Annotated in this window: 7 protein-coding genes and 1 riboswitch; of the genes, 3 read left to right on the forward strand and 4 right to left on the reverse strand. The window is 48.2% G+C overall.

Features of this window, described 5'->3' with window-relative positions; translation table 11 throughout:
- Positions 1-34: 34 nt before the first annotated feature.
- A riboswitch (cobalamin riboswitch) is annotated at positions 35-170 on the reverse strand.
- Positions 171-352: 182 nt separating this feature from the next.
- Entirely contained in the window at positions 353-1,024 is a 672-nt protein-coding gene (gene bluB / locus AACP44_RS08085; protein WP_339340014.1) for a 5,6-dimethylbenzimidazole synthase, read from the forward strand.
- Here bluB and cobS read toward each other — a convergent pair.
- Genes cobS through cobU form a run of 4 tightly spaced genes read right to left on the reverse strand, consistent with a single transcriptional unit; the run spans position 1,021 to position 4,007 of the window.
- Positions 1,021-1,794 (reverse strand): adenosylcobinamide-GDP ribazoletransferase, encoded by a 774-nt coding sequence (gene cobS, locus AACP44_RS08090; RefSeq protein ID WP_339340015.1) that lies wholly within the window; start codon positions 1,792-1,794, stop codon positions 1,021-1,023. The genes bluB and cobS overlap by 4 nt on opposite strands.
- A 4-nt stretch (positions 1,795-1,798) precedes the next feature.
- The gene (locus tag AACP44_RS08095; RefSeq protein ID WP_339340016.1) at positions 1,799-2,431 is read right to left on the reverse strand and encodes a histidine phosphatase family protein; all 633 of its coding nucleotides are present in this window, start codon (positions 2,429-2,431) and stop codon (positions 1,799-1,801) included.
- Positions 2,428-3,480 (reverse strand): nicotinate-nucleotide--dimethylbenzimidazole phosphoribosyltransferase, encoded by a 1,053-nt coding sequence (gene cobT / locus AACP44_RS08100; RefSeq protein WP_339340018.1) that lies wholly within the window; start codon positions 3,478-3,480, stop codon positions 2,428-2,430. The genes AACP44_RS08095 and cobT overlap by 4 nt, the downstream gene beginning before the upstream one ends.
- The gene (gene cobU / locus AACP44_RS08105) at positions 3,477-4,007 is read right to left on the reverse strand and encodes a bifunctional adenosylcobinamide kinase/adenosylcobinamide-phosphate guanylyltransferase (RefSeq protein ID WP_339340020.1); all 531 of its coding nucleotides are present in this window, start codon (positions 4,005-4,007) and stop codon (positions 3,477-3,479) included. Before cobU ends, cobT begins: the two co-directional genes overlap by 4 nt.
- A 120-nt stretch (positions 4,008-4,127) precedes the next feature.
- Here cobU and AACP44_RS08110 point away from each other — a divergent pair, with 120 nt between their 5' ends.
- Both AACP44_RS08110 and AACP44_RS08115 read left to right on the forward strand, forming a co-directional pair.
- Positions 4,128-4,610, forward strand: coding sequence for a YajQ family cyclic di-GMP-binding protein (locus AACP44_RS08110; RefSeq protein ID WP_339340021.1), 483 nt, complete (start codon positions 4,128-4,130; stop codon positions 4,608-4,610).
- A 38-nt stretch (positions 4,611-4,648) separates the two neighbouring features.
- A complete protein-coding gene (locus AACP44_RS08115; protein WP_339340022.1) occupies positions 4,649-5,881 on the forward strand; it encodes an AmpG family muropeptide MFS transporter in 1,233 nt (410 codons plus the stop codon).
- The last annotated feature ends 6 nt before the right edge of the window (positions 5,882-5,887 follow it).

Genomic DNA, 5,887 nt, shown 5'->3' on the forward strand with positions numbered 1-5,887 from the left:
GACGACGCCCTCCGCATCATCGTTATGCACCTTAAAGTGGTGCGCTGCAAAAGGCTGGTATCGGGCTTCTGGTGATATGATCACCCAGTTACCGTTGCGGGGGCAGCGCCGGATTTTAACCGGACTTCCCATTTCAGTGATTTAACGAGGCTCATACAGCGAGTTCGTTAGATCAACACCTGCTACAGTTGGCGCGTACCTTAGGTTTTTTATGGGGGTAAGTCAAGGTGGTGGGTCAAGGCAATGGATCGAAAGTTCGATGGCCGCAGCTTACCAGTTTGCAAATAATACCAGCATCTTTGTTATACTGCCGCAGCATTTCTACTGACAACAAAATATTAAAATCAAACTAATGAGCCATTCATTCTCTGAAGATGACAAGCAAGCTGTCTATAGCGCAATTTATCAGCGGCGTGATATGCGACATTTTTTATCGGCTCCAGTTGATCCCGATATTTTACAAAAATTATTAGCTGCAGCGCATGCTGCCCCCAGTGTCGGGATGATGCAGCCATGGCGTTTTATTCGCATAAGCGATACTGCTATCCGTCAGTCTTTGCATCAGTTGGTCGAGCAGGAGCGGATTAAAACCGCTCAGGCTTTGCAACAGCGTGAAGATAAGTTTATGCAGTTAAAAGTTGAAGGGATTAGAGACTGTGGTGAGGTGTTGGTAGTGGGCTTGATGGATAAGCGCGACAATTTTGTGTTTGGTCGTCGCACTTTGCCGGAAATGGATTTAGCCTCAGTGTCCTGCGCGATTCAAAATATCTGGTTGGCGGCAAGGGCTGAAGGCTTGGGTATGGGTTGGGTATCGATGTTTGATCCCGATGCTGTGCGCGCATTATTAGAAATGCCCGATGACACCAAGCCTATAGCTATTCTATGTTTGGGTCATGTTGAAAAGTTTTATGATGAGCCGATGTTGACACAGGAAGGCTGGATAACAAGCGGCCAGTTAGCCGATGTGGTGATGGAAAATCATTGGCAAGCGGATAAGGCGCATAATGCGCATAAGCGTGATTAAATAAGCACGATTCCAGCGCTTAATAAAACAGTCACTTCAATCATTTCAGTAGCTGCCCCTGCGGTATCGCCAGTAGCGCCACCCAAGCGTTGTAGCATTAGGCGTCGCAATAAAAATAACATCAGTACACAGCTGCCGATAACCATTATGCCGGCAGAGAGATCGCCTATGATCAAGCCGCAGATAATCACGACGGCTAAAGTGGTGCGTCGTGCCATGGCAGGACAATATTCAATAAAATGTTTGGCAATGCCTGAAGGCTGCACATAGGTCGTATACGGAAATGAGCCAGGAACAAATAATAACGGTGCTACACAGCGGCCTAGTATTGGGGCAATGATTAATGCTAGCCATAATTGATGCTCGACAATCACCGTTAATGCCGCAAATTTTACCAGCAGCACAGAGATAACAGCGACCAGAGCGCCGCTGCCACAGCGTGAGTCATGCATAATCTCCAGCGTTTTATCAACATCATTGATGCCACCTAACCAACCATCTGCGCTATCGGCTAAACCATCCAGATGCAGTCCGCCGGTAATCGCAGCCCAAAAGGCAACCAGCAATGCGGCAATCACCAGCGGTGAGGTTAGAGGGAATAGGGCTTTTGCCAGTACCAGCAGCAACAAGCCAATGATTAAACCAACCACGGGAAAGCATAATAATGAACGCCCTTCATCTTCCGGCTCAATGCTGTCAAATGTGGGCATCGGTATACGCGTTAAAAAAATAAACGCAGTTGCCAGTGCTTTTAACCAAGTGTTCATCATTAACCTATGGATCAAAGTTATGAAAAATTAATTGCGGCCAATCCGCTTCACCTTGTTGGTGATAAACCTTAATACGGCTGAGGCAGGCATAGGGCACGTCAATTTTGGAGAGTGCGGTCAGCGGTGTTTCCAGAATATGACCCAGTAAAGCGCGGATAACACCGCCGTGACAAATCAGCAAAATATGGTTACCACCATATTGCTCTATTAAGTTTTCCCATGCCAAGCCAATACGAGCAGAAAAGTCACTAAAGGGCTCGCCATTGGGCGGGCTATAGAGATGAGGTTGCCGCCAGATTTTACTAAACAACTCAGGATCTTGTTGTTTCAGTTCATCAAAAGCTTTGCCATCCCAATCGCCAAAATCCATTTCTAAAAAACCGTCATCAATGGCGACCGGAGTGCCGTGCTGCTGGTTAAGACGTTCGGCAAAGACCGCACAGCGTTGCAGCGGTGAGGTGACCACTTGTTGCCAAGGTGCTGTGGGGTTTATTAGTGGGCTAAGCCGGTCTTGCATTTGTTGATAGCCATTATCTGATAACGCCACATCAATACGCCCGCGCAAAATATCATCGGCCACCGTCTGCCCATGGCGCAGAATATCGATAGTGGTGGTTTGGTCGTTGCGAGTCATCATATGGTGGCTGTACTGATATTGGCGCTGTCGAAAGTGGCCATATTATTGTGTAGTGCACAGGCTAGTTGCAATAAAGGCACAGCGCAGGCGGCGCCGCTAGCTTCGCCAAGGCGCATTTGTAATTGTAATACCGGAGTTTTATCCATGGCGGCAACGACAGCGCGATGACCGGGTTCGGCGGACTGGTGGCCCAAGATTAACCATGGGGCAATATCGGGTTGAAATTTTAGGGCAGTCAGGGCGGCGATAGAGGCAATAAAGCCATCAACCAATAGCGGTAGACCCATTTGTGCGCCACGGATAAAAGCACCGGTTAATGCTGCAATCTCAAAACCGCCAACAACCCGTAAACAGTCAAGCGGCTGATCGGCGTTGAGCTGATGCATGGCTAGTGCGGCTTCAATCACCTGCTGTTTATGTTGCTGTGTTGCGCGGTTAATGCCGGTGCCCGGGCCGGTTAGCTCCGCGGCCGGTTTTTGCAGTAGGGCACAGGCCAGAGCGGTGGCTGAGGTGGTATTGGCAATTCCCATTTCACCACCGATAAATAGATCAGCATTGGCTTTATCAGTGGCATCATCAATATGATTTTTGCCAATAGCCAGTGCTTGTTGTAATTGCTCTTCGGTCATTGCCGATGCTTCGGCAAAGTTTGCAGTGCCAGCGGCAAGGCGGTTATCTTCAACCCCTGCTATGGCGTCTAATTGACTAACCGTGCCGAGGTTTGAGACACGCAGTTTGGCGTTTAATTGTTGGGCTAAGACGGAAATAGCAGCACCGCCGTGGGCAAAGTTTTTAATCATTGCTGCCGTCACAGCTTGTGGAAAGGCAGAGACTTGCTTATCGGCAATACCGTGGTCAGCGACAAAAATACTGATAGCGATCTGTTCTATTTTAGGCTGTTCGCTAGCTTGCAGTCCGGCTAGTTGGATAGCCAGCGCTTCTAGCTGACCGAGCGAGCCCGGTGGTTTGGTGAGTTGCTGCTGGCGTGTTGTTGCTGCCAATATAGCGGTTTCGCAAGGGCTTTTAATGGCTTGCTGTAGCCAGCTCATGATAAAGGCTCCCCTTTTAATACCAAGGGTAAACCCGCTGCTGTTAGTATCACGCGATCACACTGCTGGGCTAATGTCTGATGCAGAAAACCGGTTTCATCGACAAAGCGACGATTAATTTCGCCCATGGGAATAATGCCGGAGCCGACTTCATTGCCGACTAAAATAAGGTCGCCGGGCAGTGTTGCCAAGGTATCGAGCAGTTGTTGCCGTTGCTGCTGCCAAACGCTGTTATCATCCTGCATTAAACAGTTGCTTAACCATAAGCTTAGGCAGTCGACTAACAGACAATGTTGCGCACTGGCCTGTTGTGTTAGCTGCTCGGCGAGTAATACGGGTTCTTCTATCGTTGGCCACTCAGAAGGCCGGTTTTGCTGGTGGTGCTGAATCCGTTGATCCATGGATAAATCGTTATAGCGTGCATCGGCAGTGGCAATATAGATAACCTCTTTACCGCTAGCTTTGGCCAGTGTTTCGGCCAGAGAGCTTTTGCCGGAACGGGCACCGCCGAGGATTAGTTGTTTCATAGCGATAATAGCGCCAGCAATCAATAATAAATAAAGGGAGAGAGAGTATAATCTACTCGTGCCCAACAATCATTATTGCTAAACTGCCCACTGATTCTGCCAAGTTTTAAGGAAAAACCGATGCCCAGCTTTGATATTGTTTCTGAAGTTGATAGCCACGAATTTACCAATGCGGTGGATCAGGCGGGGCGTATTATTCAAACCCGCTTTGACTTTAAAGGGGTAGAAGCCAAGTTTGAACGCAACGAATTAACCGTGACGATTTTTGCGGAAGCGGATTTTCAGATTACGCAAATGGAAGATATGCTGCGTACTGCGTTAATCAAATGCAAAATAGATCCGCTGGCCATGACCACAGGTGACATAGAAACGGCAGGCAAGCAGGTTAAGCAATTGGTGACTCTGCAACATGGTCTTGACGCTGATTTGGCGAAAAAAATTGTCAAACTGGTGAAACAGCAAAAAATCAAAGTACAAAGCCAGATACAGGGCGATCAGGTGCGGGTAACCGGTAAAAAGCGCGATGACCTGCAACAGGTGATGGCGTTTTTGCGCGAACAGGAACTGGGCCAGCCCTTGCAGTTTAATAATTTCAGAGAGTAATTGTTCTAAAATAATAACAGCAACGCTAAGGATCATTTTTGATCAATTCCGAACTGCTAAGCGCGATTTTTAATCGTCGTATGTTGATCTGTGTGTTTACCGGTTTTAGTTCCGGTTTGCCGCTCTATGTGATTATTCAATTGCTGCAGGTATGGCTGCGGGATAATCAGGCAGGCTTGGCGGAGATCGGTTTGTTTGCTCTGGTTGGTCTGCCCTATACCGTTAAGTTTCTCTGGGCGCCTTTAATGGATCGATATACGCCGCCGTTTTTAGGACGTCGTCGCGGTTGGCTATTGCCGATGCAGATTGCCTGTCTGCTATTGATCGGCTTATTTGGTCTGCTTGACCCCGCTTTATCATTGATGACAGTGGCTTATATGGCGCTGGCCTTGGCGTTTTTTAGTGCCAGTCAGGATATGGTATTGGATGCTTTTCGCCGTGAGATTTTGCCTGATAATGAACTGGGCTTGGGTAACTCCATCCATGTGCAAGCCTATCGCATAGCCGGTTTGGTGCCGGGCTCACTGGCCTTAATTCTAGCCGATCATCTGCCATGGGCTTTGGTGTTTTGGATTGTGGCGGCATTTATGCTGTTTGGTATTGTGATGACGCTGGTAGTCAAAGAGCCGCCTAAAGTGGCTGGCACGCCTGCCACCTTGCAATCAGCCGTTGTTGAGCCGTTTAAAGAATTTTTTACCCGCAAAGGTTTGTCCTCAGCCTTACTGATCTTGGCGTTTATGTTTTTTTATAAAGTCGGTGACAGTATGGCAACGGCCTTGTCGTCGGTGTTTTATCTGGATTTGGGTTTTTCCAAAACCGAGATCGGTGTAGTGGCAAAAAATGCGGGCCTATGGTCAGCGATTATTGGCGGGCTACTAGGCGGTATCTGGATGATTAAGTTGGGTATTAACCGTGCCCTATGGATTTTTGGTGCCGTGCAATTAGTCAGTATTTTCGGTTTTGCTATATTGGCCGAAGTGGGGGCCAATTTATGGCTGTTGGCAGGGGTAATCGCGTTTGAATATTTAGGGGTTGGGCTTGGCACCGCCGCCTTTGTGGCTTTTATTGCCAGAGAAACCGACAGGCGTTATGTCGCCACTCAGTTTGCCTTATTAACAGCGTTAACAGCGCTGCCCAGAACTTTTGCCAATGCGGTCACCGGTGTCATCGTTGAATATACCGGATGGACCAGTTTCTTTTTACTCTGTGCATTCATTGCCGTGCCAGGGATGTTATTACTGTTCAAAGTGGCGCCTTGGAAGCAGCAATAGAAACAA

It is taken from the genome of uncultured Oceanicoccus sp. (assembly GCF_963968385.1).
GTDB lineage: Bacteria > Pseudomonadota > Gammaproteobacteria > Pseudomonadales > Dasaniaceae > Oceanicoccus.